Source organism: Pedobacter gandavensis, assembly GCF_032678465.1.
Lineage (GTDB): Bacteria > Bacteroidota > Bacteroidia > Sphingobacteriales > Sphingobacteriaceae > Pedobacter > Pedobacter gandavensis_B.
The window spans coordinates 116,987-140,330 of record NZ_JAVTSK010000004.1 but is presented as its reverse complement, the minus strand read 5'-3'; the positions used below and the strand labels follow the sequence as shown (position 1 = coordinate 140,330).

The 23,344-nt window shown below is 39.2% G+C and carries 23 protein-coding genes and 7 tRNA genes; 20 read left to right on the top strand and 10 right to left on the bottom strand.

The genetic code is table 11. The features are described 5' to 3' along the window. Nucleotides 1-126 precede the first annotated feature (126 nt). The 15 genes from R2Q94_RS09220 (at nt 127) to R2Q94_RS09150 (ending at nt 10,910) form a co-directional block, all read left to right on the top strand. A tRNA-Gly gene (locus R2Q94_RS09220) sits at nt 127-199 on the top strand. 48 nt (nt 200-247) lie between these two features. After that, nucleotides 248-332 (top strand) — tRNA-Leu (locus R2Q94_RS09215). An 80-nt stretch (nt 333-412) separates the two neighbouring features. Further along, the gene (locus tag R2Q94_RS09210) at nt 413-1,729 is read left to right on the top strand and encodes a hypothetical protein (protein ID WP_316821165.1); all 1,317 of its coding nucleotides are present in this window, start codon (nt 413-415) and stop codon (nt 1,727-1,729) included. A 135-nt stretch (nt 1,730-1,864) separates the two neighbouring features. Beyond that, nucleotides 1,865-1,937, top strand: a tRNA-Gly gene (locus R2Q94_RS09205). A gap of 412 nt (nt 1,938-2,349) precedes the next feature. Then, nucleotides 2,350-2,425, top strand: a tRNA-Gly gene (locus tag R2Q94_RS09200). 44 nt (nt 2,426-2,469) lie between these two features. Then, nucleotides 2,470-2,554, top strand: a tRNA-Leu gene (locus tag R2Q94_RS09195). A 95-nt stretch (nt 2,555-2,649) separates the two neighbouring features. Beyond that, a complete protein-coding gene (locus tag R2Q94_RS09190) occupies nt 2,650-4,332 on the top strand; it encodes a PNGase F N-terminal domain-containing protein (protein ID WP_316821164.1) in 1,683 nt (560 codons plus the stop codon). Nucleotides 4,333-4,620: 288 nt separating this feature from the next. Further along, nucleotides 4,621-6,066 (top strand): Fe-S cluster assembly protein SufB, encoded by a 1,446-nt coding sequence (gene sufB, locus R2Q94_RS09185; RefSeq protein WP_316821163.1) that lies wholly within the window; start codon nt 4,621-4,623, stop codon nt 6,064-6,066. A gap of 28 nt (nt 6,067-6,094) precedes the next feature. Beyond that, nucleotides 6,095-6,847: a Fe-S cluster assembly ATPase SufC gene (gene sufC, locus R2Q94_RS09180; RefSeq protein ID WP_316821381.1), complete on the top strand. Its 753-nt coding sequence runs from the start codon at nt 6,095-6,097 to the stop codon at nt 6,845-6,847. A gap of 30 nt (nt 6,848-6,877) precedes the next feature. Continuing rightward, on the top strand, nt 6,878-8,188 hold the full coding sequence (gene sufD / locus R2Q94_RS09175; RefSeq protein ID WP_316821162.1) for a Fe-S cluster assembly protein SufD: 1,311 nt from the start codon (nt 6,878-6,880) through the stop codon (nt 8,186-8,188). Nucleotide 8,189: 1 nt separating this feature from the next. Beyond that, nucleotides 8,190-9,446: a cysteine desulfurase gene (locus tag R2Q94_RS09170; protein ID WP_316821161.1), complete on the top strand. Its 1,257-nt coding sequence runs from the start codon at nt 8,190-8,192 to the stop codon at nt 9,444-9,446. Beyond that, nucleotides 9,446-9,889 carry a SufE family protein gene (locus R2Q94_RS09165; RefSeq protein ID WP_316821160.1) on the top strand — a complete coding sequence of 148 codons (444 nt, stop codon included), beginning with the start codon at nt 9,446-9,448 and terminating at the stop codon, nt 9,887-9,889. Before R2Q94_RS09170 ends, R2Q94_RS09165 begins: the two co-directional genes overlap by 1 nt. Before the next feature lie 3 nt (nt 9,890-9,892). Continuing rightward, nucleotides 9,893-10,207, top strand: coding sequence for an iron-sulfur cluster assembly protein (locus tag R2Q94_RS09160; RefSeq protein ID WP_316821159.1), 315 nt, complete (start codon nt 9,893-9,895; stop codon nt 10,205-10,207). Between the two features lie 21 nt (nt 10,208-10,228). Then, complete coding sequence (locus tag R2Q94_RS09155) at nt 10,229-10,726, top strand: Rrf2 family transcriptional regulator (protein WP_316821158.1); 498 nt, start codon at nt 10,229-10,231, stop codon at nt 10,724-10,726. Between the two features lie 113 nt (nt 10,727-10,839). Beyond that, a tRNA-Cys gene (locus R2Q94_RS09150) sits at nt 10,840-10,910 on the top strand. Between the two features lie 166 nt (nt 10,911-11,076). Here R2Q94_RS09150 and R2Q94_RS09145 read toward each other — a convergent pair. The 4 genes from R2Q94_RS09145 to R2Q94_RS09130 form a co-directional block, all read right to left on the bottom strand. Next, entirely contained in the window at nt 11,077-11,460 is a 384-nt protein-coding gene (locus tag R2Q94_RS09145) for a VOC family protein (RefSeq protein WP_316821157.1), read from the bottom strand. Nucleotides 11,461-11,464: 4 nt separating this feature from the next. Continuing rightward, nucleotides 11,465-12,487 carry a WD40/YVTN/BNR-like repeat-containing protein gene (locus tag R2Q94_RS09140; protein WP_316821156.1) on the bottom strand — a complete coding sequence of 341 codons (1,023 nt, stop codon included), beginning with the start codon at nt 12,485-12,487 and terminating at the stop codon, nt 11,465-11,467. Continuing rightward, nucleotides 12,488-12,919, bottom strand: a complete 432-nt coding sequence (locus R2Q94_RS09135) for a DUF2147 domain-containing protein (protein WP_316821155.1) — start codon at nt 12,917-12,919, stop codon at nt 12,488-12,490. Nucleotides 12,920-12,999: 80 nt separating this feature from the next. Then, a complete protein-coding gene (locus R2Q94_RS09130; protein ID WP_316821154.1) occupies nt 13,000-14,733 on the bottom strand; it encodes a HAMP domain-containing sensor histidine kinase in 1,734 nt (577 codons plus the stop codon). Nucleotides 14,734-14,909: 176 nt separating this feature from the next. On the opposite strand from R2Q94_RS09130, the gene R2Q94_RS09125 reads away from it, so the two are divergent. The 3 genes from R2Q94_RS09125 (at nt 14,910) to idi (ending at nt 16,882) form a co-directional block, all read left to right on the top strand. Then, nucleotides 14,910-15,716, top strand: coding sequence for a helix-turn-helix domain-containing protein (locus tag R2Q94_RS09125; RefSeq protein WP_316821153.1), 807 nt, complete (start codon nt 14,910-14,912; stop codon nt 15,714-15,716). A gap of 61 nt (nt 15,717-15,777) precedes the next feature. Further along, nucleotides 15,778-16,236 carry a DUF6265 family protein gene (locus R2Q94_RS09120; protein ID WP_316821152.1) on the top strand — a complete coding sequence of 153 codons (459 nt, stop codon included), beginning with the start codon at nt 15,778-15,780 and terminating at the stop codon, nt 16,234-16,236. A 118-nt stretch (nt 16,237-16,354) separates the two neighbouring features. Continuing rightward, on the top strand, nt 16,355-16,882 hold the full coding sequence (idi, locus tag R2Q94_RS09115) for an isopentenyl-diphosphate Delta-isomerase (RefSeq protein ID WP_316821151.1): 528 nt from the start codon (nt 16,355-16,357) through the stop codon (nt 16,880-16,882). 113 nt (nt 16,883-16,995) lie between these two features. On the opposite strand, the gene R2Q94_RS22215 is transcribed toward idi, so the two are convergent. After that, nucleotides 16,996-17,124, bottom strand: a complete 129-nt coding sequence (locus R2Q94_RS22215) for a DUF1016 N-terminal domain-containing protein (RefSeq protein WP_410478537.1) — start codon at nt 17,122-17,124, stop codon at nt 16,996-16,998. A 147-nt stretch (nt 17,125-17,271) separates the two neighbouring features. Here R2Q94_RS22215 and R2Q94_RS09110 point away from each other — a divergent pair, with 147 nt between their 5' ends. Then, nucleotides 17,272-17,790 (top strand): hypothetical protein, encoded by a 519-nt coding sequence (locus R2Q94_RS09110; RefSeq protein WP_316821150.1) that lies wholly within the window; start codon nt 17,272-17,274, stop codon nt 17,788-17,790. A gap of 108 nt (nt 17,791-17,898) precedes the next feature. On the opposite strand, the gene R2Q94_RS09105 is transcribed toward R2Q94_RS09110, so the two are convergent. From R2Q94_RS09105 to R2Q94_RS09090, 4 genes are all read right to left on the bottom strand, one after another. Beyond that, nucleotides 17,899-17,982 (bottom strand) — tRNA-Leu (locus R2Q94_RS09105). A gap of 21 nt (nt 17,983-18,003) precedes the next feature. Continuing rightward, complete coding sequence (locus R2Q94_RS09100) at nt 18,004-18,768, bottom strand: MBL fold metallo-hydrolase (protein ID WP_316821149.1); 765 nt, start codon at nt 18,766-18,768, stop codon at nt 18,004-18,006. Between the two features lie 38 nt (nt 18,769-18,806). After that, nucleotides 18,807-19,457, bottom strand: a complete 651-nt coding sequence (locus R2Q94_RS09095) for an outer membrane lipoprotein carrier protein LolA (RefSeq protein WP_316821148.1) — start codon at nt 19,455-19,457, stop codon at nt 18,807-18,809. Nucleotides 19,458-19,474: 17 nt separating this feature from the next. After that, nucleotides 19,475-22,156, bottom strand: a complete 2,682-nt coding sequence (locus R2Q94_RS09090) for an FtsK/SpoIIIE family DNA translocase (protein WP_316821147.1) — start codon at nt 22,154-22,156, stop codon at nt 19,475-19,477. Between the two features lie 319 nt (nt 22,157-22,475). On the opposite strand from R2Q94_RS09090, the gene R2Q94_RS09085 reads away from it, so the two are divergent. Next, nucleotides 22,476-23,126, top strand: a complete 651-nt coding sequence (locus R2Q94_RS09085) for an ankyrin repeat domain-containing protein (protein ID WP_316821146.1) — start codon at nt 22,476-22,478, stop codon at nt 23,124-23,126. Here the strand turns inward: R2Q94_RS09085 and R2Q94_RS09080 are convergent. Then, nucleotides 23,123-23,344: a PspC domain-containing protein gene (locus tag R2Q94_RS09080; protein ID WP_316821145.1), complete on the bottom strand. Its 222-nt coding sequence runs from the start codon at nt 23,342-23,344 to the stop codon at nt 23,123-23,125. The two genes, R2Q94_RS09085 and R2Q94_RS09080, sit on opposite strands and share 4 nt — an antisense overlap.

Below are 23,344 nucleotides of genomic sequence, written 5' to 3'. Positions count from 1 at the left end.
ATTTATAAAAAAAACTTGACGGATAAATAAAAGTCCCTATATTTGCATTCCCAAACGAAACAAAGGGTATTACGAAATACACTTTAAGAACTTGGAAACATCGGATGATGTTTAAATAAAATCCATGCGAAAGTAGCTCAGTTGGTAGAGCACGACCTTGCCAAGGTCGGGGTCGCGAGTTCGAATCTCGTCTTTCGCTCTAAATAACTTCAGAATTTTGAAGCTATTTACCACAGGTTTAACACCTGCTCAGATGGTGGAACTGGTAGACACGCAGGACTTAAAATCCTGTGACCTTAAAAGTCGTGCGGGTTCGATTCCCGCTCTGAGTACAAAGCCTCTTTACGAAAGTAGAGAGGCTTTTTTTTTACAAAATGTGAAACATTTCAAAAAAGACTGCGTCCTTTAGGTTATGAAAATCTTAGGCCCGCTATTTATCTTGTTTTCCTGTTGCTCCACCATATTATTTGCACAGAAAAAAACTCCTGCTTTTATCACAACTGACATCGACAATTTCTGGCTGGCTTATGATAAAATCAGTAGTAGCAAGGACAGTGCTGCTCAATACAATTATCTGAATCAATTCTATCTGAAAAAAGGAACTCCTGGCTTAAAAGCCATTATGGAAGCCCGGGACTATACCGCTAAATCTTATATTGATGCCATCAACAGGTATCCCCTATTTTGGAATTCTGTTAGAAAAAACACTTTAAAGGCAAAAGAATATGCGAAAGTAATTGCTAAAGATGTCGCCAAAATGAGAAAATTATATCCTGAACTCAAACCGGCAGATGTTTATTTTACGATTGGTGCATTGAGAACCAATGGAACTATATTAAATGGAAAAGTACTGATTGGCGCTGAACTGGCGATGGCAGATCAACATACGGAGACAAAAGAATTTCCTTCGGAATACCGCCACCTGAAATCTTTCTTCGACAGCAATCCCATCCAGGACATTGGTTTTTTAAATGTTCATGAATATGTACACACCCAACAGAAAACTACGATTGCAGACAACCTGCTTGCACAATGCACCATGGAAGGTGTGGCAGAGTTCCTGGCGGTAAAAGCAACAGGAAAACCCTCTCCATCCCCAGCGATAGCTTACGGGAAAGCCAATGAAGGAAAAATAAAGGCAGTCTTCTCTTTACAGATGTTCAACCCTTCTACTGGTTTCTGGTTATATAACAATACAAAAAATCAATTTGGAATACGTGACTTAGGATACTATGTGGGCTATGCGATTTGTGAGCAATACTATGAAAAAGCAAGTAATAAAAAACTGGCGATAAAGGAAATGATAGAATTGGATTACAACGATAGCACTGCATTGGCAAAATTTGTGGATCAATCCGGATACTTTCCAGAATCTGTACAAAACCTCCGTGAGGAATACAACCGCAATATTCCCAGGGTGATTGGCATCAAGCAGTTGAAAAACCATACTGAGGGAGTTAATCCTTCCATCACGCAGCTGACTATTGAATTTTCCATGCCAATGTATAAAGAAAGTCGGGGGTTTGATTTTGGGCCTTCAGCAGGAAGAGATAAGGTATTACGTGTTCAAAATGTTCTTGGATTCTCTGAAGATGGCAGGTCTATCACTATTGAAGTCGCGCTTTTACCTGGAAAAGATTATGAATTGCTCTTAACTGAACGATTTATGAATACCAATTTCAGTCCGATAAGTGCATACCTCATTGCATTTAGAACTGCTGCTAAATAAAGGAAAGATCAAAAACTGATACCCGATCAGCTTTCATTTAAAATTTTAATCCTTGAATTCCAGCTTCTTCGATTTTTTATAAAAAAGACATGCTGGAAAAATGAAAACTATCCCTATCTTCGTGGCACGTTAACAGCGAAAGTAGCTCAGTTGGTAGAGCACGACCTTGCCAAGGTCGGGGTCGCGAGTTCGAATCTCGTCTTTCGCTCAAAAGCCTTCCATTCGGAAGGCTTTTCTGTTTTTAGCCTGAAATCATTCAAAAAATCAAGAGTTGCAAATCTGAAAGCAACTTAAGAGTCTTTCCCACTTCCTATCATGATTGAAAATTAAAACTCTTCAGGTTTCATCAATTTTTGCATACCCAGTTCCAAAATTTCAACCTTAAAATGTGAAGTTCTACTAATATTTGATAATCGGTATCTATTTTTTGAAAGAAAACAAGCACAGTCAGGCTAACAAAAACTCAGTTAGAAGGTATAAAACCGCTATTTTCAAATAAAAACAGCTGCTGTAAAAAATTATTTGTTTTTTTTCTACTTGAAATCCAGCGCATTCGCTAAAATCTTCAGACAGGAGTATAAAAAAGTCAAAACAATACCTATCTTCGTATCGTCATCAACGCGAAAGTAGCTCAGTTGGTAGAGCACGACCTTGCCAAGGTCGGGGTCGCGAGTTCGAATCTCGTCTTTCGCTCCAATATCTTCCAGATAGAAGATATCTAATTAAAAGGTTTAACACCTGCTCAGATGGTGGAACTGGTAGACACGCAGGACTTAAAATCCTGTGACCTTAAAAGTCGTGCGGGTTCGATTCCCGCTCTGAGTACATTGCCTCTTTACAGCTCGTAAAGAGGCTTTTTTTTGCCTAAATTTCTAAAGCTCTCCCATCCTCTATCAGAATAATTCTTAGCTTTATCTCCTATGAAAGCTCATTTATTTAGTATTGCGCTACTCCTTATCAGCGCCACTACATTTGCACAAAAACACAATCAGGCCACTGAAGCGGTAATTACTTACGGATCCCGTAGCAACGGTAAAGAAGTTGGCGGAGAGAAAAAACTCTTTATAAAAGGAAGCCAGGCCAGAATCGCTGGTCAGGATCGTCAGGCAAAGCAAGAACAATTCCTTCAATTTGAGGAGGCTGTTACCTATCAGGTGCTGAATAGCAATGGAAGCACCTATACTTTTAAAAAACCTTTCTCTGAATATGCAAAGGCAGAATTGATTGCTGGTATAGATACCATACTGGGAATCCCATGTAAAAAAGCAAAAGTATTTATCCGATCTAATACCATTGAAATCTGGTACAGCAACGACCTGAAGATTAAGGGAACGCCCGACCTCAGTATCGCTCCGGGAATAGGTTTGGTTTTAAAAACCATCCGCAATGGAAATTCGGAGACCTATGCAAAAAACATCGATTACCGTAAAGTAAAAGCTGAAGAATTAGCCTGGCCGAAACAATGGGGTACCCTACTTGATGAAGCGGCTTATCAGCGCCAGATCATCGAAAGCCGCTATCAAACGGTCAACATCTTCCATAATGAAAAGATCAGTTTTGGAAATAAAATTGAAAACCCGGCTGCTGATCAGGCCAATGTCACTTATCATTTCTCTGGTGGCACTGTAATCCTGAAAAAAGTTAAGCTTCCGGCTGTAAAACCTGGACAGTCGGTATTTGCCGAGCTCATTCAAAATTCTAATGGTGATGCATATGACAGGACAGGTTCTGTTTTTATGATTCCTGTAGATAAATCGGTCTCTTTCCTGGATGCCTTACAAAAGGGATTACAAACTTTACCAGTCTACAATGCACAAAACGGTAAAAAATACCAGGGTGTAATCGCTACAGATCAATACCTGCCGCCTTTAGAATTGATGCGCTTTTTCACTTCCTTCGGCGTGAAACACTTTAATGAGCAAGCAAAAATTAAAGGATACAACTGGGCTGACTCTACAATTTACAAACAAGACATTACCGTACTTTCACCAAGACTTCAGGGAGAAGTCTGGATCGGGGTATTTATTGGAAACTATGATAAAGGCGGACACAATGTTAGCCTGAACCTGAACTACTACCCTGGTTATGAAGGTGAAAAAGAGAAAGAAAAGAAATCATTCATCCAGCCTGTTTTTAACACCACAAATCTAATGGAGATGGCTGGACAGGAATATGGGACTATGTTCGATAAAGACTCCCTAACTGTAATGATTGATGTCCCTCAAGGTGTAAAAAATCTTAGATTAAGGTACCTGACTACCGGACATGGCGGCTGGGGTAAAGGAGATGAATTTGTTCCAAAAATGAATGAGCTATTTATTGATGGCAAAAGAGTCTATCATTTTATTCCATGGAGAGAAGATTGTGCAACCTACCGTTTTAGCAATCCTTCTTCCGGCAATTTTGGAAATGGTCTTTCCTCTTCTGATTTAAGTCGTTCAAACTGGTGCCCGGGAACACTTACACTTCCCGTAGAAATCCCATTGGAAAACCTGACACCAGGTAAACATAAATTACAAGTTGCAATACCGCTTGGAAAGCCAGAAGGCACAAGTTTCAGTTCCTGGAATGTTTCAGGTGTATTGATTGGCGATCAGGAATAACGAATCCCATACCAATGATAAAAATGCCCCGGGATTTCCAAATAATTCCGGGGCATTTTTATGAGCAGCAAATTGTTTTTGATCATTTACAAGCCATACGACACTTCAGGCCTACCTGATTTCCCCAACTAAAAACAATTCATAAATTAAAGAATCAAACTAAACAACCAACAGTCAAACTACTTAAAATCTTACATTTAGCTGTTTATACTTTTTTGTACAAACAATAGTTTAGCATTACCTTTATAAGGTACAGTTATTGTGACAACAACATAAAAGACCGATATCATGAATGAAGATTTGGATATGTTGGAGCAATCCGCACTAAATGACTACAAGTACGGCTTTGTGACCAACATTGATACGGATACCATCCCAAAAGGGTTAAATGAGGAGATTATAGCACTCATTTCTAAAAAAAAGAACGAACCAGAATGGATGCTTGCCTGGCGACTCAAAGCCTATGCCTATTGGCTAAAGTTGGTAGAACCTGATTGGGCCAACATCAAACACCCTCCTATTAATTATCAGGACATTATTTACTATGCTGCTCCCAAACAAAAAGAACAACTCAACAGCCTTGACGAGGTTGATCCGGAGCTGTTGCGTACTTTTGAAAAACTAGGCATTTCTTTAGATGAACAAAAACGGTTAACAGGAGTAGCAGTGGATGTAGTGATGGATAGTGTATCCATTGCGACCTCTTTTAAAGAACAATTGTCTGAAATTGGGGTCATTTTCTGCTCCATCAGTGAAGCCATTCAAAAGCATCCCGAATTGGTAAAGAAACATTTAGGTTCTGTAGTCCCAATGACCGACAATTACTTTGCGGCTTTAAATGCAGCCGTTTTTACCGATGGCTCTTTCTGTTATATTCCTGAAGGCGTACGCTGTCCGATGGAACTTTCTACATATTTCAGAATTAATGCGGAAAACTCCGGACAATTTGAAAGAACATTGATCATCGCTGAAGAAGGAAGTTATGTGAGCTACCTGGAAGGCTGTACTGCACCAATGAGGGATGAAAACCAATTGCACGCCGCAGTAGTGGAGCTCATCGCCATGAAAAAAGCGGAAATCAAATACTCTACCGTTCAAAACTGGTATCCAGGTGATAAGGAAGGAAATGGAGGAATCTATAATTTTGTGACCAAACGTGGCATTTGTCAGGGAGATCATTCAAAAATCTCATGGACCCAGGTAGAAACTGGTTCGGCCATCACCTGGAAATACCCTAGTGTAATCCTGAAAGGAGATCATTCTATCGGGGAATTCTATTCAGTAGCATTCACCAACCATCACCAGCAAGCAGATACAGGGACAAAGATGATACATCTTGGAAAAAATACAAGAAGTAGAATTGTATCGAAAGGCATTTCCGCAGGTCAAAGTCAGAACAGTTACCGTGGCCTCGTTCGTGCAGCTAAAGGGGCAATTCATGCGCGCAATTATTCGCAATGCGATTCTCTGCTTTTGGGTGATCGCTGTGGCGCACATACTTTTCCTTATATAGAAGTAAAAAATAAAACTGCCATTGTGGAGCATGAGGCCACTACCTCAAAAATCGGAGAAGATCAGCTTTTTTATTGTCGCCAGAGGGGAATTGATGCAGAAGCCGCTGTGGCATTGATCGTCAACGGTTTTGCCAAAGAAGTGATGAACCAGCTTCCTATGGAATTTGCCATTGAGGCGCAAAAATTACTAGCCATCAGTATGGAAGGGAGTGTAGGCTAATTTCTAATGTTATAAAATTTCAAATATGATGTTATCTATCAAAAACATACATGCAAATATTGACGGGAATGAGATCCTGAGGGGAATTAATCTGGACATTAAAGCCGGCGAAGTTCATGCCATCATGGGACCAAATGGCTCAGGAAAAAGTACCCTGGCATCAGTCCTTGCAGGAAGAGAAGAATATGAAGTGACTGAAGGTACTGTTACCTTTTTAGATAAAAACTTATTGGATTTATCTATTGAAGACCGTGCAAGAGAGGGCTTGTTTCTGGCATTTCAATATCCGGTAGAAATTCCGGGAGTAAGTACGACCAATTTCATTAAAGCTGCAGTCAATGAAAAAAGAAAGTATCAGGGTGAGGAGCCTTTGGATGCATTGGCTTTTTTGAAAATCATGAAAGAAAAGATGGCCCTGGTGGAGATTGACCAATCTTTGCTTAGCCGATCTATTAATGAAGGCTTTTCTGGAGGAGAAAAGAAACGGAATGAAGTATTCCAGATGGCCATGCTGGAACCAAAACTCGCGATTTTGGATGAAACAGATTCAGGACTGGACATTGATGCCCTTCGTATTGTCGCCAATGGCATTAATAAATTGAGAAATGAACATCGGGCAATTTTATTGATCACCCATTATCAGCGTCTTCTGGATTACATTCAGCCAGATTATGTTCATGTACTGTACAATGGCCGTATTGTGAAATCCGGAACCAAGGAACTGGCCCTTGAACTTGAAGAAAAAGGATATGATTTCATTACGGAGGAAAGCGAAAAATAACCATCGGTTCCTCCTCAAAAAGAAAAAATAATGACTAACATCGCTTATTTTAAAGATCAATTTGAGAGTTTAGCAGATGCTGATTCCGCTGATGACATCAGGGCGCTCAGTAAAGCGGCTTTCGACATGTTTAATCAGTCAGGATTACCTACCTATAAGCTGGAAGAATGGAAATATACCAATATCAGCAGCCTGTTCGACAAAGACTACCGCTTTTCTAAAGACCATTTACAAAAAGAGTTAAATCCTATTTTCCTGCAGGCACTACATTTACCTGATTTTGGTCTGGTGAATGAACTTTACTTTATCAATGGGCAATTTGCAGCTCATTTATCAAGAATTGTTCCTTCCGACAAAGAACTGATCGTTTTACCCTTAGCAACTGCAGCAAAAGGCCCCTATCAAAAGATCATAGCAGCGCATCTTGGCAAAAGCAGTCAATATCTTAAAGACGGACTACATGCCCTAAATACTGCATTTATACAGGCTGGCGTGTTCATATACCTCCCTAAAGGGCTGCAGCTTTCCTTTCCTGTATATATTCATCATATTACTGATGCCAATACTGAAAATACGCTGGCTCAACCCCGTAGTCTGGTATATTTAGCAGAGAACACAAATCTGCAACTCGTAGAAACCTATACCACTGTAGGGAGTATGGAAAGTTTCAACAACGAAGTAATGGAAATTGTATTAGAGGAAGACGCATTTTTAACCTATTACAAAATTCAAAATGATCGTATCAATGCGTCCCAGGTGAGCAGTACACAAATTCACCAGATCGGGAGAAGTTATGTTCAAACCTTAACCATTTCCCTGAATGGCGGTGTGATTCGCAACAACCTGAACCTGATCTTAGATGCTCCGGGTAACGAAACCCATCTATACGGTCTTTCTCTTTTGAAAGGCAACTGTCATGTAGATCACCATACGCTGGTCGACAATAAGCAGCCAAACTGTTTCAGTAACCAGCTTTACAAAGGAATTGCAGACGATACAGCTACAGGAATTTTCAGTGGAAGAATTATTGTACGGCCTGATGCACAAAAAACAAATGCCTACCAATCCAGCAAAAATATCATTTTATCTGAGCGCGCCAGCATCAATGCCAAGCCTCAGCTGGAAATCTTTGCGGATGATGTAAAATGTTCTCATGGCTGTACCGTAGGTCAGTTGGATGAAGAAGCCCTGTTCTATTTAAGGGCCAGGGGAATTCCTTTAAAAACTGCCGAATCATTATTATTACAAGCATTTGCATCGGATATCCTCGATCAGATCAGACTGGAACCTTTGCGTAAGCACGTTGAACAGTTAATTGTTGATCAGCTAACCCATTCCTGATATGAAAGCTTCCCAGTCCAATATTGAACAGAAAAAAATAGCATTCGATGTTCAAGCCATAAGAACACAATTCCCTATCCTGAGCAGAAAGGTGAATGATCAAAATCTGATTTATTTTGATAATGCTGCAACTGCTCAAAAGCCTCAATGCGTAATTGATGCAATAAGCGACTATTACTCCCGCTATAATGCCAATATCCACCGCGGCATACATACTTTAGCAGAAGAGGCTACATTAGCTTATGAAGCCAGTCGCCATGCCGTTCAGGAGTTCATCGGTGCAGCAGCAGTAGAAGAAATTATCTTCAGCCGCGGAACAACGGAAGGGATCAACCTGGTTGCCTATACCTGGGGCCGACAAAATATTGGGCCCGGTGATGAAATTCTGATCTCCGGAATGGAACACCATTCTAATATTGTTCCATGGCAAATCCTTTGTCAGGAGAAAGCTGCTGTTTTAAAAGTGATTCCTGTGCTGGATAATGGCGAACTTTCTATGGAAGATTACCGCTTACTACTTACAGAAAAAACGAAGCTGGTGGCCATTGTACAAGTATCCAATGCATTGGGAACAGTCAATCCGGTAAAGGAAATGATTGAGCTCGCACATCAGTTTGGTGCAAAAGTTCTGGTAGATGCAGCGCAATCTGCGGTACATCTGGATATCAATGTACAGGATTTGGATTGTGATTTCTTTGCCTTTTCCGGACATAAACTATACGCTCCTACCGGAATTGGAGTTTTGTATGGTAAAAAACAATTACTGGAACAAATGCCGGTTTTTCAGGGAGGAGGAGAAATGATCAAAGAGGTCAGTTTTGAGCTGACCACCTATAACGATCTTCCTTATAAATATGAAGCCGGCACCCCGAACATTGCAGATACCATTGCCTTAAAAACCGCTTTAGATTTTATCAAAAGCATAGGAAAAGATCAGATCAGAAAACATGAAAATGAGTTACTCGATTATGCGACAGCACAGCTGGAAAATATCCCTGAACTGCAAATCATTGGTCAAGCAAAAGAGAAAGTAAGTCTCATTTCGTTTGTCCTCAAGAACATGCATCCGCATGATGTGGGCGTATTACTTGACCATCAGGGCATAGCCTTGAGAACAGGTCACCATTGCACTCAACCACTCATGAAAAGATTTGGTATTCCTGGTACCATTAGAGCATCTTTTGCACTTTACAATACAAAAGAAGAAATAGATCTCCTCGTTGCAGGACTTTATAAATCCATTAAAATGCTATCCTGATGAATCAAAAGAACATCTCCGAAATTGAAAGTGAAATCATTGCAGACTTTTCTATGTTTGAAAACTGGGAAGATAAGTATGAATACCTGATTGATTTAGGAAAACAATTGCCTCCATTAGAAGATGCCCTTAAAACGAATGATCACAAAATAAAAGGCTGTCAATCCAATGTATGGCTGATCGCTGACTATCAAAATGGTCGGGTGTTTTTCAGGGCTGATAGTGATGCGATGATTGTAAAAGGCCTGGTCAGCATGCTCATTAAAGTACTTTCCGGGCAATCACCCAAAGCCATTCTGGAAGCCAGGCTGGAATTCATTAAAGAGATCGGCATGTTTAGTCACCTCGCGCAGACCAGATCTAACGGATTATTGGCGATGATCAAACAAATGAAAAATTATGCGCTGGCTTATCAATCCATTGAAGAACTTGAAAATAAATAGATCATGGACAAAGAAGAATTGAAACAAAAAGTAATAGACTGCCTGCAGACCATATATGATCCGGAAATACCAGTCAGCATTTATGAACTTGGCCTCATCTATGAAACAGAGATCATGCCCCCCTTTAATAATGTCCAGATTGTGATGACATTGACCGCTCCTGGTTGCCCGGCAGCACAAAGCATCCCTCTGGAAGTAGAGGAAAAGTTGAAAAAGATTGAAGGGGTAAATGAAGTATCCGTTGTTGTGACATGGTCTCCTCCCTGGAACAGGGATATGATGTCGGAAACTGCTAAATTTGAATTGGGAATGATGTAAAGTACCAACAGAAGGAATCACATGAAAATTACAGCACAAGAAGAGTATGGCTTGCGGATATTGCTCCGTGTAGCACGGTCGGATCAGAAAGAAGGCATCAGTATCCCGGCATTAAGCGAGGTGGAAGGTCTGTCCGTAGCATATGTGAGCAAACTGAGCAGAATATTGCGAATTGCAGGGTATCTGTATAGTACGCCCGGAAATAAAGGGGGCTATGTATTGGCCTTACCTGCCGCAGAAATCAACATCAATCAGGTTTTAAAAGTACTTGGAGGGGCACTATTTAGTAAAAATTTCTGCGAAGAATATCCTGGTGCTGAGAAACTATGCACAAATTCTGTAGACTGCTCCATCAGATCTCTTTGGCAAATGATACAATTGACGGTAGATCAATTGCTGGACAGAGTGAGTCTACAAGACCTCATCAGTCAGGAGCAAGCCTCTACTGATCTACTAAAAAGTCTGCTGAATCCAGATCATCTACTAAAACCCGCTACTACGGACAAGATTATTGGTTAATAAATCCACTCTTAGTACTTAAAAAGACAGTTGGTAAAGTATTTTAAAATAAAGACTACTAAATTAGTATACTTTATATATATTTGCTGCTGTAGGCAGATCAGCTCAATCATAGTCATGTGGCCGAGTGGTTAGGTATGGGTCTGCAAAACCTTTCACGGCGGTTCGAATCCGCCCATGACGTCATTAAAAGCTTGTCTCCGGACAGGCTTTCTTTTTATTTTCCATTGGAAAATTAAGGGCAAAAAGAAACGGGGATATAGCTTCCAGCCACATCCCCGTCATCTAAATTAACGCTCTCATATATAAGACGACTAAATCAGCTGATTATTGTATCCAACTTAAAAAAATTATTTTTCATAGAACTCTATTGGGAGTAAATCAGGATCAGCAATAAAGGTAAAACGCTTGTTTGTAAACTCATCAATTCTAATGGGTTCAGACAGGACTTCTTTTTCTTTCAATACCTGAATTACCTTTTCCAAATCATCTACCTGAAAAGCGAGGTGTCTCAACCCCAGTGATTCCGGTCTGGTAGGTCGTTCAGGTGGATTTGGAAAAGAAAAAAGCTCAATCACATACTCGCCGTTTAATGCAAGATCGAGTTTATAAGAATCTCTTTCTTCCCTGTACACCTCCCTGATAATGGTTAATCCCAATACATCTGTATAAAAAGACTTAGAAACATGGTAATCACTGCAGATAATTGCAATGTGGTGAACTTTACTTAGCATGGAATTATTTTGGAGTTATAGTTAAGCGATAAATCTGCCCTTTATTCCCTGCAAGCAGGATTAAATCACCGGCTTTAGATTTTTGAATTACATTCATACTCACCACCGAGATGTTATACCAGTTTCTACCACCATCAGAAGAAACATCAGTGCCTGAACTACCAGTAGCCACTAAAGTTTTATCATTGATATAAATGACTCCGGAGCGGTAGCCATCCACTGGTTTAGCAGGCTTTATCCAGGTTTTACCACCATTACTGGTGAGTAAAACATTATTTTCATTTTCTTTATCTTTCAGGTAATCCCCTCCTACAATTACTCCATGATCTTCATCATAAAAGTCCATAGAAAATGGTCCTGTACTATTTTCTCCCTGCAAAATCGGACATTCAAACACTTGCCAGGTAGAACCATAGTTACTGGAATAATAAATATTGGAAACTTTTCCTCCAGTGGCAATCCATACTTTGCCATTACCTATCGTTTTAATAGTGGTTCCACTGGCTGCAAAAGCCGCTTCTCCGATACCCATTTTGGCATGGAGGTTTTCAGAAATGTCATTCCATGAACTTCCACCATCAATCGTCCTTAACAACTGCATTTTACTATTGATCGGATCACCAAAAACAATACCCCGCTGATCGTTCCAAAAACCCATGCCATCCAAAAATATAGCAGAATCCAGGTTCTTATAGCGCTCGGTCCAGGTTTTTCCTCCATCAGCAGTTTGCAAAATATATGCAGGGGAACCTGCATTTACAACAATTGCCCTATCCGCATCAAATGCTTCGATATCTCTAAAATCCAGTTTTTCAAATCCAGCAGGTTTGATCCATTCCCAGGTTTTACCTGCATCTGTAGTTTTACCGATATGACCGTTACTCCCACTTACCCAGGCCACTTCCCCAGAAACCACACTCATTCCCCGTAAACTCGTGTTTTCCCCTGAACTAAGTGGAATCAAGTCGTAGGTCTGTGAAAATGAAAACAGCGGCAAAAACAACAAACAAAAAATAATTCTCTTCATTTATTTAAACCTTTTCCACACATCCGTTCTACCTATTAATGAAATTCCAATGTAGCCTCTAACATTCAAGTCTCCATTGCTTTTCAGACTCATGTTACAGCTATACGTTTTTCCTACTTTTGGATCATAAATGGTTCCATCTACCCATTTACCATTGTCATACACAAAGTCCTTCAGCATTTCCATGCCTAATACCGGTCTCGATTTTAAATTATCCGAAGGGTTTTTCACATCCAGCTTAGGATTGCCCTTATCGTCTTTTGGCTCTTTTAACCAGACAATTTTACCAAAAAAGCGATCTCCTTTTTTAAAAATGTCAATGTGCGCTTCACCTGAAGAATTAACCCATTGCCCCAAAATAGCATCGCTTGTCTGAGCAAATCCGGAAAAAGAAATTGCGGTGAATAGAAGTAACAGTGAAATGTATCTCATATTTCATATTTTAAATGTATCTAAAGTTACTAAATAGCCCCTAGAATAAATAAGCAACAGTAAAATTAGCGCATTGTTTGTTATTCCGCTATTTGATAAGGGATATCAAACTTAAAATGAGCACCTTTTCCGGCTTCACTTTCCACGCTGATGTGTCCATTTTGAAGTTCAATCAGCTGTTTACAGATGTAAAGGCCTAATCCTGTACCAGGTTTCCCAGATGATTTGTTGGCCTGATAATACCGGGTAAAGAGTTTTCCCTGTTGATCTTTAGGGATGCCTATACCAGTATCAATGATACTCACTTTCAGCAGCATAGTATTTGCGTCTGTTAAATTCAAATCTACTTTTACAGTTACTCCACCCTGATCCGTATATTTCACCGCATTGTTCATCAGGTTGAGCATGATTTGTTTTAACCTAAAAGGATCGCCCATTACCAGGCCTTCTTCCTGACCGGTAAATTCCGCAGCTAAAGAGATTTGCTTTCTTTCCGCAATAAAAGTCATCGCAGCAATGGTTTCTTTGATCTCTACACAAGGTTGAAAAGAAACTTTTTTCAAAGCAGTTTCTTTCTGGTGATCAATTTTACTCACATCAAGAATATCGTTGATGGTATCCATCAGCATACTCGAAGATAAATTGATAGCGTTTAATTTCTTTTTCTGATCTTCATTCAGCGGGCTACGGTTTAACAGGAAAATCAAACCGGTAATGGTAGTTAAAGGATTTCTAATCTCATGACTCATGATCGCCAGCATCTCTGATTTTTGTTCTGCCAATGCCACAGCACGTTCATTTTCACGAATATAGTTGTCTTCGGATTTACCTGCTTTACGGATATAAATGATCAACAACACAATAAAGATCAGGATCATCACGATGGCTACTCCGGTAAAATTATTCATATCTTTCGTAGCCGATTGGTACTGGTTGAGCATTTCCGTTCTGGCTTTTTCCCAATCATTCAACTGAATATCTTTCAGCTCCTGTACCAACTGATGCAGTTGAATGACCAAACTTAGATTTGCTGAGATCAATTGTTGATTGGATTTTGCCAGCCGTCCATTTTCTTCATTCAATTTTCTGAGAATATCTCCCTGCGAGTGGCTTTGCTTCCTGAGTATAGACCTGTTCACAGAATCCCTGACCTGCTTTTCACGATTTACAGTAACTACTTTAACAGACTGTGCCACCTCCTGCTTATTCTCTATGGCGTCCTGCAATCGCTTAAACAACCCTTTTTTCTTCGGTTCAGGCTTGATAACACGTACAGTGGTATCTGCTTTACCGACACTTTTCTTTACAGTATTGAACTTATACTTTTCAATAAGATCTTTGGAAGGTTGCCCTCCAATATTTTGAATGTTTGTAATCCTCAGCAGAGAATCAAAGTTATGTTTGAGGCTAAAAATTTCATTAGAAATCGACAATTTATCATCAAAGGCTTTTCCCAATTGCGATTTATTCGCAGATAACATCCGTGTACTGTCCAGGTCATACTTTTTCAGAATCACTTCAATCTGATTAAAGGTTCGGGTCAATTTAGATTTATAATCTTCCAGCTTTTGATTCTCCCCATATAAAATGGCCTGTTGAAAATCGCTTTCCGCTCCGTTTAGATCGAGCAGGATATTACTGATTTCTTGATTCTGGGCATGCCCACGCAATTGCTCTGCTAAAGTATCCAGTTTTTTAAAGATCGAATGCCTCAGCAACAATGAGCCAGCTGCGATGAGAAAGGTAAATGCAAGAAATAAAACAAAAAGTTTGCGAAGATTATTAGCGGTTTCACCTGATTGATTAGCGAGCATAGTAGATATAAAAATTCCTTCCAAAAAATTAATGGACTGCAAATTTATCATATTTTACCAAGTATAATGGAAGAAATATCAGTAAATCAACATTATACATCAGCAAGCAACTTATAAAAACTATAAACCCCTCCCTATCGCTGATCATTCCTCCGGGATATTTCTTATTTTACATCATGAATTTCAGTAGAATTGAAGCACATCCCGACCTGAGTGAATTCATTGAATGTTATTGGACCATGCAATCCGAAGAGACACAGCCGAGCATTGAAAAAATCATACCCGATGGCTTTACGGAACTCATTTTCAATTATGGGAGTGTGTATAAATCAAAAACCAAAGAAGACTGGTGTTTACAAACTCCAAATCTGCTTGCTGGCCAGATCAGTAGTTATTTTTATCTGGAAAATACCGGGCCAACAGCATCTGTTGCCATTAAGTTAAAGCCAGCAGCATTAAGCCAATTGTTTTCTTTAAACATGCATCAATACCTGGATAAAATTGTAGACCTGGACACCTTTCCAAATCCTGAACTTGCTCATCTTAAAGAGATCATATTCCCCTTTAAAGATGAGGCAGAGCTGAAACAAATTTTAGACAATTACTTTATTTCCCGTTGCCATACGGCAAGTGATAACCCTATTAAAAACACTCTTTCCTTGATATTTAGCAGTAATGGAATGGCGAGTGTTGCTGAAATGATTGCTGTTTCCAAGCTAGGCGAACGACAACTGGAACGTTTGTTCAAAAGGTATGTGGGTCTTTCTCCAAAATATTATTCCCGTATTATACGCTTCAACTATATTTTTCAACTCTTAAAAACTAAAGATTGTTCCTGGTCTGAAATCGTATTCAGATCGGGTTATTATGATCAGTCCCATTTTATAAGAAACTTTAAAGCCTTTACAGGAGAAGACCCTTCCCATTATTTTTTTGAAGAAAAAAACATGGCAAATTTCTTTTTAAACAAAGCGGAGAAGTAACAAGTCGGTTTTGTACAATACAAGCTTTTTAAATGCCCCTATTTTTGAAATAAAAAACATCATGAGCAAATTTAAAACACTCTTCATTATTTTCGCCTTCCTATTCATCCATATTGCAAATGGACAGGAAAGCAAAATTCAGAATTTGGAATGGATAACCGGCAAATGGCTTCGTACAAATGCAAAATCCGGACAATCGGGTTATGAAATCTGGACGAAATCTTCTGACTCAAAACTCAGTGGAAAGGGTGTTACCCTAAAGGGAAAGGAAATCCTGTTCATAGAAAATATGGAGTTTCAATTCAAAGGTAAAGAACTCTATTTCGTGGTGTCGGTTACTGGCGAAAAGGAAGCCACATTTTTTAAAATCACAGAATTAATCCCAAATGGATTTACCTGCGAGAATCCTCAACATGACTTCCCGAAAAAGATCAGTTATAAAAGAAATGGAAAATATTTAAAAGCAGTAATTTCCGGGGATGGACAAAGCGTCGACTATAACTTCATCAAAGAAAACTAGGAAAGAAAAGCGAAATCAAAAAAGCATTGCTTTTCCGATTAAATTAAAAAATGATGACCTTTACAATTACCCATTTTTAGGTACAAAAATTACTGCTTACAGATAAAATATAAATTTAATGAGAGAAGAAGAAGTGATACTGGTTGACGAAAATGATCTTCCCATAGGAAAGATGCCAAAACTCAAGGCACATCTTGATGGCAGACTCCATCGGGCATTCTCAATTTTTATCTTTAACAGTTCCGGACAACTTTTATTGCAACAACGCGCACTTGATAAATATCATTCAGCAGGAAAATGGACCAATACCTGTTGTAGTCACCCCAGACCAGGAGAACTTACCGCAGAGGCGGCACATAGAAGACTGAAAGAAGAAATGGGAATGGAATGTACACTTAATCCTATATTTAGCTTTTCTTATCGTGCAGAAGTTGAAAACGGATTGATTGAAAATGAATATGACCATGTTTATTTCGGCCTAACTGATACGCTGCCAATTCCTAATCCAGCTGAAGTTGCCGACTTCAAATACGTTGCAATGGAAGTATTGGCCTTAGATCTGGTCGAAAATAATACGATCTATACAGAATGGCTAAAAATATGTTTTGACCAGGTGATGGTACATTACCGTAAAATTCTGGTTTAGATATCTGAAATTATAAAAATTGAGTAAGAAAAGCCTTTGCCAAATTCAACTGTCAGCGCTTTAGAAATTTCCTACAATAAACCTTCTCCATAAAAGGCTCTTTCTTCACCATGCTATTCTTGCTCAACAATACGTTTTCCGATAAGCCAATATGCCTGAACCATTGTTGAGTTCACAGCAGTGTAAGCGTTTTGTCTGGCTGCAGCTAAGATACCTCTGATTTCTTCAAAATAGATGCTCACATTCCATAATTTATAGAAAACAATCAATGCAACGTTAAATTTTAAGAAGAAGTTAAATTTTAAGAAGAATCCAAAATGTATAATAAAACTTATGAGTTAATATGAATTACATATATTTAAACATCTATATTTCAAGATAAAATAGCAATGCCTACAATAGAAATAGTTTCAATTAATTCGACAGGACTTGGATTGAACCAAACTGACTTTGAGATAACAATAATTGAAGAAAATAAGCTTGAAAGTCATCGGGGACTTTTTTATGAATTGCTTCGACAACAAAGTGGAACTATAGTTCATGTTGGTAACCCTGACTTTAAAAATCAAAAAGATGGTGGATTTTATGCCGGCGAGATAGTTGATTGGAGTATTGAATCAAATGAAGAAATTACAATACCAATCAACAATTTGGATAACCCAATTTATGATAGCGGAGCAAGTCAACAGTTCAGATTTAGGTTCTTGGATCAATATAAGGCCGACATCGATAAACTATTAAAAACAGCGCTTGACAAATCACCTATTAAGAAAACCTGTATTCTCACTGACTATCAATTTGGACCTGAAAACGAAAGGATCGAAACTATATATACCATACAGGACTTTTGGCAACAACATGATAATGATGGATTGATCTTTAATACATTGTATGAAATGTATGGATGATACAAATGCTGAGCCATGAGCAGGAATACTTTAAACAATTTTCAAACAGCTAAAAACATCGATTTTTCATAAAAAAAGCCGGACTTTGAAATGTTCAAAGTCCGGCTGTACCCAGAAGCAGATTCGAACTGCCACGCCTTTGCAAGCGCCACCCCCTCAAGGTGGTGCGTCTACCAATTTCGCCACCTGGGTATTTGTCCTGCAAATATATATTTATTCGCAGAATATACTTAAGCCATCATAGGCTAATTTAATATTTTTTGGTAATTTTTTTTCTACTTCCTCATGCAGGCCTAAATTATGACTGATATGCGTCAGATAAGTAGTCTCTGCACCAATCTTTTGCGCAAATTCTATGGCCTCTTCTAAAGTAAAATGAGATATATGTTCTTCGTGCTGCAAAGCATTGATCACCAAAACTCTGGAGCCTTTTACTTTGGCAATTGTTTCCTCAGATATCGTTTTGGCATCAGTAATATAAGTGAAATCATGAATTCTAAAGCCTAGAATTGGCAATTTATAATGCATAATATTCAATGGAATCACCCTGGTATTGCCAATTTCGAATGGCTGATCACTGATCGTATGTAAATCAATCTGCGGCAATCCAGGATAATGGTTTTCTGCGAAAATATAAGAAAACTCTCTTTTTAAGGCTTCCTGAACACGGGTAGTCGCATAAATATCAATGTTCTTCTTTAATAAATAATTAAAAGGTCTGATATCATCTAAACCAGCCACATGGTCTTTGTGCTCATGCGTATAAAGAATGGCATCCAGGTCTTTGACATTTGCGCGTAACATCTGGTACCTGAAATCAGGTCCGCTATCAATAACGATCGTCTTATCTCCCATTTCAACCAATACGGAAACCCTTAATCGCTTGTTCTTATGGTCTGTCGACTGACAAACAGCACAATTGCAAGTGATCACCGGAATCCCCTGGGAGGTACCTGTTCCTAAAAATGTAACTTTCAAAATTGATGAATTGAGACCATATCTTCAAAAATAACAAATTACCTTAAGTCTACAACTTCAACTCCTGGATACTTCTTTGGATCAAAAGAAAAAGTACTTTCCGGAACTTTCAGATTTGTCACTGTCTTGCTCAGGGTATAGCTGTATTTATTTCCGCCTTTATCAAAAATAACAACAGTACCAATCTGTTTGGCCTGTTTATCAATTCCTAAACGGATCTTAAAGTATGATTTGCTGACGTCTACAGGTGCCAGGTCAATCATTTGATATACCTTTCCTCCAACCTTACTTTCACCGGTATAGCCGTATTTAAAACCTTTCTCGTAGATAGTGAAAATTTGAGCAGGATTTAATGCATCACTACTGTGATCTGCATCTGTCACCTGTACTTCCTTATCATCTTTTAAATAAGTCCATTGTGTTTTACCGTCACTAATCAATTCCTGCTTCGTCATCGTTACGCGGTACTTATTGGATTTCGCCTTAACGATTAAAGCTCCTTGTTGAGTCTCTTTTAGCTTTGCTTGCGGATTGTCGAATGTAAAAGTAAAGTCAGCTTTTACGACCTCCGCAGCACGATATTTCTTACTTACCTCCGCCAATATTGCTTTCGCCTTTGCGTCCTGCTGTGCATAACCAGACAATCCAAAACCTGTCAATACCAGCAACGACCATATCATTTTTTTCATCTATTTCTATTTCTGTGTTAATTGTTCTTCAGGTCATTCAAGAACTGTTCCAAAGCATAATCGTCAGGAATGAGCACCTCTCTGGCTTTACTGCCTTCAAATGGACCTACTACTCCCGTAGCTTCCAACTGATCGATAATCCTGCCAGCCCTATTATACCCCAACTTCAACTTCCTTTGAATCAAAGAAGTAGAACCTTGCTGATGCATCACAATTAAACGCGCTGCATCCTCAAACATTGAATCACGATCTTTAGGATCGAAGTCCAGTTTAGCCGATTCTGCTGCCTCATCTATATATTCAGGAAGTTGATAAGCTTCCGGATATCCTCTTTGATTACCAATAAACTCAGAAATACGGTCCACTTCTGGTGTATCTACAAATGCACACTGCAAACGAATCAGGTCATTTCCTGTTGACAACAACATATCTCCCCGACCAATCAACTGATCCGCACCACCGCTATCAAGGATTGTTCTGGAGTCAATCTTCGACAATACCCTAAAAGCCAGACGTGCAGGGAAATTCGCTTTAATTGTACCGGTAATGATGTTTACCGAAGGACGTTGAGTCGCCAAAACCAGGTGGATCCCAATCGCACGTGCCAACTGTGCCAAACGGGCAATCGGTGCTTCCACCTCTTTACCTGCAGTCATCATCAAATCCGCAAACTCATCAACAATCAATACAATGTATGGAAGGAAACGATGTGAGTTATTTGGATTCAGCTTTCTTTTGATAAACTTTTCATTGTACTCTTTCAGGTTTCTTACCTGAGCATCTTTTAATAAATCATAACGCTGATCCATCTCAATACAAAGTGAGTTCAAAGTATTAATCACTTTTTTCGTATCCGTAATAATGGCATCCGCTTCGCCCGGAAGTTTAGCCAGGAAGTGACGCTCAATTTTATTAAACAAGGTCAGCTCCACCTTCTTTGGATCCACCAACACAAATTTCAGTTGTGAAGGATGCTTTTTGTAAAGCAGGGAAACCAAAATAGAGTTAATTCCTACCGACTTACCCTGACCGGTAGCACCGGCCACCAATAAGTGAGGCATTTTGGCCAGATCTCCTATATAAACCTCATTAGAAATGGTTTTACCCATCGCAATTGGGAGCTCCATCGTGGTGTTCTGGAATTTCTCTGTAGCCAGAATGCTCTTCATAGACACCATTTCAGGATGCAAATTAGGTACCTCAATACCAATGGTTCCTTTCCCTGGCATTGGTGCAATGATTCTGATCCCTAAAGCAGCTAAACTTAAAGCGATATCATCTTCCAGATTTTTAATTTTGGAAATCCTTACGCCTGGCGCCGGTATAATCTCATATAAGGTTACTGTTGGACCAATCGTTGCTTTAATCTTGTCAATTTCAATATTGTAATGAAGGAGTGTATTGACAATTTTGTTCTTATTCGCTTCCAATTCATCCGCATTCACAGAAATCTTATTGGAGCCATAATTCTCTAATAAATCAAGACCCGGATATTTATAGCTGGCAAGGTCCAATGTAGGATCATAATTACCAAATTGCCTAACCAGCTCGTCAGAGGTTTTCTCTTCCTCCGATTTTTCAATAACCAATTCCAATTCAGGCTCATCTTCCAACTCTGGTTCTGGCTCTAATTCCAGTTCAGGTACAGCAGCAGGAGTGACCTCCATCGGCATCTCTACAACATCTCTGATCACTGGAGCTGCTGGTACTACAGGTGGTATCGGTGCCGGTATCGGAACCACAGGTGGAATCGGAACGATAGGTGTAGTTTCCAGTTGTACATTGGCCATTGGAGAAATTGGAGCGCTACGTTCAGGAATAATTTCTCTTTCTTCAGGCTCTTCAAACCGTGTGGAAGGTTGAATCCCCACCTGTTGGGCTTTCCTTTGATCTCTCGCCAGGCGGTCGTTTAAAGTAAATTCTACTGAGCCTGATCGCATTTCATTTTCCGTTTCTTCTACTTCCTCTTCAGAAAGATCAGGAACAAGACTTTCCTTCTTTTTACGCTCTGGCAGTTTAAAATCAATATTATAGGCAATAATCAGGATAGATAAACCTAAAAAGCCAATTAAACCCGCTACACCAGCCTTGCCAATCTGTGCAGTCAAAAGTTTATTTGTCCAAAAACCAAACTCCCCCTCCAGGTAATGTGGCGCATCACTAATGAAAGAATGGGCAAAACCAAGGGTAAGTGAGATGAACAATAAAAAGAACAAGCTATAAGCGAGTGTTTTTTCAATAGAGAAGATTTTCACCTTAAACAATAGGCGATATCCGATCACAAAAAATACAAAAATGAATAAGAATGAAGCTAAACCAAACCATTCATAAATGAACTGATGCGCCAATAAAGCGCCAATCTTTCCCAGCCAGTTAGAAACCACCGGATTGATATTGACTTGCTGTAGCTCCTCAAAAGTTTTAAAAAGATTCCCCCATCCACCGTTGGCATCAATCACATAGCTATGATCGTCCTGCCAGGTGAAAAGATAAGAAGTAAAAGCGATCAGAAAATATAAAGACAAAACCACAAAGACCAATCCGATGATCTTAAACAATCTGCCATTCTGAAAGTCCAGTCGAGGCATGATGTTAAATCTTTCTTTGGATGGTCTGGACGCTGTTGACTTCGAGCTCTGTTTATCGCCAGATTCGTTTTTAAACGAATTGGACCTGAATTGATTTCCCCTTACCGACATTTTTCCTGACTAATATTATACACAACAAATATAAAACATATCCTTGTATGTACTAAGTTATTATAAATACATTTAAACGTATGCGTATGGAATAAAATTTCTTACCTGCTTAAATAAATAAAATCAATAGAATCTAAGTTCATCATTAAACCTTCTAACCATATCATAGTCATATCAGTAGCGTTTAAGTTTTAATTAGAGATAAGTTTTGTTTTAAGTTTATTCCCGGCAGATAAAAATATCTGCCGGGAATTTTTTTATCCTGATGTCATTTAAAATTTGTTAATTTATTCCCGTATTTTAAGATTTAAATCTAACAATGGACATCTCTCAGCTCGAAAAACTAATAGAAACAGACAATAAACAAGAGATTTCTGTTTTACTGACCAAACACCCGGAGCTCACCAGCCAGGAAACCAGTCACGGGATTTCACCACTCTTACTCGCTTGCTACTATAAAAAACCGGCTACCGCAGGAATCATCGCTGGTTTTTCTAAAAACATTACGCTATTCGAAGCCTGCGCTTTAGGCAAGTATCAGGAAACAGAGCATTTACTCCTCCAACAACCTGAATTACTGAACACCACTTCAAAGGATGGCTTTACAGCTTTAGGATTAGCCGCTTATTTCGGCCATGAAGAAATTACCCGCTTGCTACTTTTCAAAGGAGCTGATGCAAATATCCCTGCCAGTAATGGATTTAGTGTTTTCCCGATTCACTCCGCTGTTGCAGCAAAAAGCTTTCCGATTACCCAAATGCTTTTAGAGGCAGGAGCTGATGTCAATGCAAAACAACAGGCAGGATTAACCGCACTACATGCCGCTGCACAAACTGGGAATATTGAAATTATCATCCTGCTGTTAGAACATGGAGCTGCTCTAAACATCCGAATGGAAGGTGGTAAATTGCCTACAGACCTTGCTGAGGAAAAAGGATTTCCAGAAATAGCTGCGATTCTAAAGGTTTAAACATCCCAGATTCGCAACCGGATTTTTTTGACATAATGTCTGACATCCAGTACCAAAGCGGCCAGGATGTAAAAGATTATTGGAAAACCAACCGCCAAAAAAGAGGAATAAATGAAAAACAGCCGGATTTTACTGATCGACATATTCAGGCGTTCCGCAAGGTAAGTGCATACCCCAAAACTCTGCTTTTCAAAAAATGTGATGATACGTTGGAACAT

Coding starts and splice junctions, on each gene's coding strand:
- R2Q94_RS09170 (WP_316821161.1), top strand. CDS start 8,190: ATGAAAGCTTCCCAGTCCAATATTGAACAGAAAAAAATAGCATTCGAT.
- R2Q94_RS09085 (WP_316821146.1), top strand. CDS start 22,476: ATGGACATCTCTCAGCTCGAAAAACTAATAGAAACAGACAATAAACAA.
- R2Q94_RS09080 (WP_316821145.1), bottom strand. CDS start 23,344: ATGTTCCAACGTATCATCACATTTTTTGAAAAGCAGAGTTTTGGGGTA.
- R2Q94_RS09095 (WP_316821148.1), bottom strand. CDS start 19,457: ATGAAAAAAATGATATGGTCGTTGCTGGTATTGACAGGTTTTGGATTG.
- R2Q94_RS09125 (WP_316821153.1), top strand. CDS start 14,910: ATGAATTTCAGTAGAATTGAAGCACATCCCGACCTGAGTGAATTCATT.
- sufD (WP_316821162.1), top strand. CDS start 6,878: ATGACTAACATCGCTTATTTTAAAGATCAATTTGAGAGTTTAGCAGAT.
- R2Q94_RS09140 (WP_316821156.1), bottom strand. CDS start 12,487: ATGAAGAGAATTATTTTTTGTTTGTTGTTTTTGCCGCTGTTTTCATTT.
- R2Q94_RS09155 (WP_316821158.1), top strand. CDS start 10,229: ATGAAAATTACAGCACAAGAAGAGTATGGCTTGCGGATATTGCTCCGT.
- R2Q94_RS09190 (WP_316821164.1), top strand. CDS start 2,650: ATGAAAGCTCATTTATTTAGTATTGCGCTACTCCTTATCAGCGCCACT.
- sufC (WP_316821381.1), top strand. CDS start 6,095: ATGTTATCTATCAAAAACATACATGCAAATATTGACGGGAATGAGATC.
- R2Q94_RS09145 (WP_316821157.1), bottom strand. CDS start 11,460: ATGCTAAGTAAAGTTCACCACATTGCAATTATCTGCAGTGATTACCAT.
- R2Q94_RS09210 (WP_316821165.1), top strand. CDS start 413: ATGAAAATCTTAGGCCCGCTATTTATCTTGTTTTCCTGTTGCTCCACC.
- idi (WP_316821151.1), top strand. CDS start 16,355: ATGAGAGAAGAAGAAGTGATACTGGTTGACGAAAATGATCTTCCCATA.
- R2Q94_RS09110 (WP_316821150.1), top strand. CDS start 17,272: ATGCCTACAATAGAAATAGTTTCAATTAATTCGACAGGACTTGGATTG.
- sufB (WP_316821163.1), top strand. CDS start 4,621: ATGAATGAAGATTTGGATATGTTGGAGCAATCCGCACTAAATGACTAC.
- R2Q94_RS09130 (WP_316821154.1), bottom strand. CDS start 14,733: ATGCTCGCTAATCAATCAGGTGAAACCGCTAATAATCTTCGCAAACTT.
- R2Q94_RS09120 (WP_316821152.1), top strand. CDS start 15,778: ATGAGCAAATTTAAAACACTCTTCATTATTTTCGCCTTCCTATTCATC.
- R2Q94_RS09165 (WP_316821160.1), top strand. CDS start 9,446: ATGAATCAAAAGAACATCTCCGAAATTGAAAGTGAAATCATTGCAGAC.
- R2Q94_RS09135 (WP_316821155.1), bottom strand. CDS start 12,919: ATGAGATACATTTCACTGTTACTTCTATTCACCGCAATTTCTTTTTCC.
- R2Q94_RS09160 (WP_316821159.1), top strand. CDS start 9,893: ATGGACAAAGAAGAATTGAAACAAAAAGTAATAGACTGCCTGCAGACC.
- R2Q94_RS09090 (WP_316821147.1), bottom strand. CDS start 22,156: ATGTCGGTAAGGGGAAATCAATTCAGGTCCAATTCGTTTAAAAACGAA.